Genomic DNA, 2,933 nt, shown 5'->3' with positions numbered 1-2,933 from the left:
GCGAGTACTTCCTGGGAGCAGCCATGGTCGATGTTCCTCTCATGAGTCCCATCTGACCCGCTGTCAGCATCTCCCGCATCCCGGGGGAACCTCACACCGGCACGGCCGTCAAGGAGTTGCACGATGGGTGGCTCACGTCAGGGGCGTTGAAGAAGGCCCACAAGACGTGGGGCGAGCAGGTTCACAACCTGTTGAACCGCCTCGCATCGGAAAAGGCGGCGTTGCGAAGCGCCAACAACACCCTGCAAGGCACCGACGGCGAGGTAGGTGCGCGTACGCGCTCTCTTTCGTCGCTCGACGGGTTCTGAGCCGGCTGAGCTACACATCCAACCCTGAATGCCCCTTCGAGCAGAAGGCAACCACAGCAGGACCACGGGGGAAACATGCCGACGTACCACGACATCCTGACGGTCAACCTGTCCGCTCTCTCCACAGCAGCGGACCGTTGGGAGGAGATGGCGAAGGAATTCCATGATCAGGAAGTCGCATACGCCCGGGATGTCCATGGCATCTCCATGGGGCCGGGCTGGTCGGGGCTGAGCGCTGATGCGGCCAACCGGCGCTTTGACATCACGCTGGGGGAATTCCAGAAGGCCCAGACGGAGGCCAAAGCCGTCGCCTCTCTGCTGCGGGAGGCGCATCACCAGTTCAGCGAAGTACGCAAGAGACTCAAGTCCGCCCGTGCGGATGCCACCAAGGCGGGCATGGCCGTCTCAAGCGAAGGCGCGGTGTCCTTCGACACCACCGACCTCACTGATGGCGAACGCACCGCCCTCCACCACGATCCCTCGTACCAGGACTCCGTGGGTACTGCGGTCACGGAGTGGCAGAACTACCTCGACCAGATCGTCAAGGACGCGGAGAAGGCCGACCACTCCGTCCAGACGGCTCTTGACGGAGTGGTCGTCGACTCCGATGCGGCCGACGGAACGCCCACAGGCTTCAACGGCGACGCAAGGAACCACCTCAAGGACTACAAGCCCGCCACCGAGGGCGACAAGAAGCCCGGTGGCTGGACGGGTAACTGGAAGTGGGCCCTGGACGGGATGGTGCCGGCGACCAGCGCCTCCGCCGACCCCAAGTACGGCAAGGAAGGGTCGGCCAAGGCGGGCTTCGACCTGTTCCACCTGACCGGGAAAGGATCGGCGACCAACGGCGGCTGGGAACTCTCCGGACTTCTCGACACCTACGGCGGCGCTCGAAGCACAGCGAACTACGGTTTCAGCACCAAGGGCCTGTCCGCCAAAGCCGAGGTGTCCGCAGGTATACGCGAGATGGCCGAAGGGCGGTTCGGCTACGGACCCTACGGCGGCGTCTATGCACGTAACGACTCGTTCGCCGGTGGCGAGGTCGGAGCAACGGCCAAGGTCACCAAGGACGAGGTCGGTGCCAGCGTCAAGGCCTTCTACGGAGCGAAGACTTCCATCGGCGGTGGTATCGAAATCGGCGGTATCGGTATCGGCGTGACCCAGGAGGTCGGTGTCGGCGAGGGCGCCACTGCCAAGGCCGGCTGGGAGAAGGAAAACGGCATGTGGAAACTTGGCGGGCACGGGTTCATCGCTGACGGCGTAGGTGCGGGGTTGGGCACGGAGATCACCTTCGACCCCGACAAGTTCGGCAAGACCATTAATGGTGTTGCCGATGCGGTCGGCGCGGGCGGTGTCGTGGACACGGTCGGCCACGGTGCGAAGTCCGTCAAGGACACCGTCACCGGTTGGTTCGACTGATGAGTCTGTTGAGAGAGGAAACCGCCTTGCCGAAGCCGCTACCAGTGCCGGTCGAGTTCCAGTTGCCTGACGGCTGGGCGCCGGCGTCGTCCGAGAGCATCGACGCCTTCGATGTCGCTTTCGCCGCGCTGCACCCGCACCCCGATGCGGGATTTGCCGCCACCATCACGATCGACGAGGAGATCCTGGCCTCTGACGTATCACTGCCGGACCTGGCCGACGAGGCTGTGCAGCGCCTGAAGCAGTTCGCCGAATCGCTGCAGGTGGTAGACCGGCGCGGGGTCGGTCCCACGGACACACCCGCTCTCGTTCAGCGTGTTCTCCTGACGACCGCCGTCCAGGACGAGCTCCGCGAGCTGGTCCAGACCCAGGTGTACGTGCCTCTTGCCAGCATCGAGGATCCGCACACGCATGTGGTGATCAAGCTGGCACTGACAGCCACCAGGGGGCAGCTTCCGGAAATCCTCCAAGAGTTCGAGGACTTCGTACGCACCGTACGACCAAGCACCCCGGAGGGACAGTAGCGATGGGCCGCTATCAGGACTGGCGCAGCGGAACCGTATACCCGGACGAGGGTGCTGATCCGCTGGAGCGTTCGCACGTCGAGGCGGCCCTGCTCGCGCTCAACAGCGACGACAAGCCCTACCACGTCCGGGCCGCGCTCTCAGCGGAGAAAGCGGACGTCGTGGCGGAGTGGATCGTCACGGACCCAGGGATCGGCAACGGGCGAGGGCGCCGGCAAGTCAAGCGCACGGTCAAGTTCCGGATGCGCCTCGACGGGGCAAGTCACGAAGCACGGGTCTGCGTCGACGTCGAGGAAGTCACCTGGGCCGGGGAGCCCGCAAAGCGCGTCGTAGCGCGGAAGCGCGGCAGCGGGCCGCGGACCCGAGCGAAGTCCTGGAGAGCCGACTTGAAGAAGGGCCCCGACGGAAAGCGACACCGCGTCTATGACTTCTACTTCGACTCCAACGACTTGCGGGACCCGCTACAGAAGGTTGTGTTGTCGGCCGGATGGACGTGGCGAGGCACGCGAAATCCATGACTTGAGCCTTCGATGGTGAACTGGCTCAGCTCGGGTGCCTTGTCCTCAGTTGAGGCCTTGAACGGGCTATTACCGGTAGTTCGTTAAATCCGGTGGTCGTGCGGGTTGACGGCGGTGCAGGTTGGCCGTAGGCCGGTAGCAGGAGTCAACTGCTCTGCTGGGAG

The 2,933-nt window shown here is 64.4% G+C and carries 4 protein-coding genes; all 4 read left to right on the top strand.

Going from position 1 to position 2,933, the window contains the following annotated elements; all coding sequences use genetic code 11:
- The first annotated feature begins 146 nt into the window (after positions 1 to 146).
- The 4 genes from ACH4RC_RS42420 (at position 147) to ACH4RC_RS42405 (ending at position 2,769) form a co-directional block, all read left to right on the top strand.
- A complete protein-coding gene (locus tag ACH4RC_RS42420; RefSeq protein ID WP_398210488.1) occupies positions 147 to 308 on the top strand; it encodes a hypothetical protein in 162 nt (53 codons plus the stop codon).
- A gap of 75 nt (positions 309 to 383) precedes the next feature.
- Positions 384 to 1,727: a hypothetical protein gene (locus ACH4RC_RS42415; RefSeq protein WP_398210486.1), complete on the top strand. Its 1,344-nt coding sequence runs from the start codon at positions 384 to 386 to the stop codon at positions 1,725 to 1,727.
- Positions 1,727 to 2,251: a hypothetical protein gene (locus tag ACH4RC_RS42410; protein ID WP_398210484.1), complete on the top strand. Its 525-nt coding sequence runs from the start codon at positions 1,727 to 1,729 to the stop codon at positions 2,249 to 2,251. The genes ACH4RC_RS42415 and ACH4RC_RS42410 overlap by 1 nt, the downstream gene beginning before the upstream one ends.
- A 2-nt stretch (positions 2,252 to 2,253) precedes the next feature.
- Entirely contained in the window at positions 2,254 to 2,769 is a 516-nt protein-coding gene (locus tag ACH4RC_RS42405) for a hypothetical protein (protein ID WP_398210482.1), read from the top strand.
- The last annotated feature ends 164 nt before the right edge of the window (positions 2,770 to 2,933 follow it).

The organism is Streptomyces sp. NPDC016845, from assembly GCF_044332585.1.
GTDB lineage: Bacteria > Actinomycetota > Actinomycetes > Streptomycetales > Streptomycetaceae > Streptomyces.
This window is presented reverse-complemented; position numbering and strand designations above follow the sequence as displayed.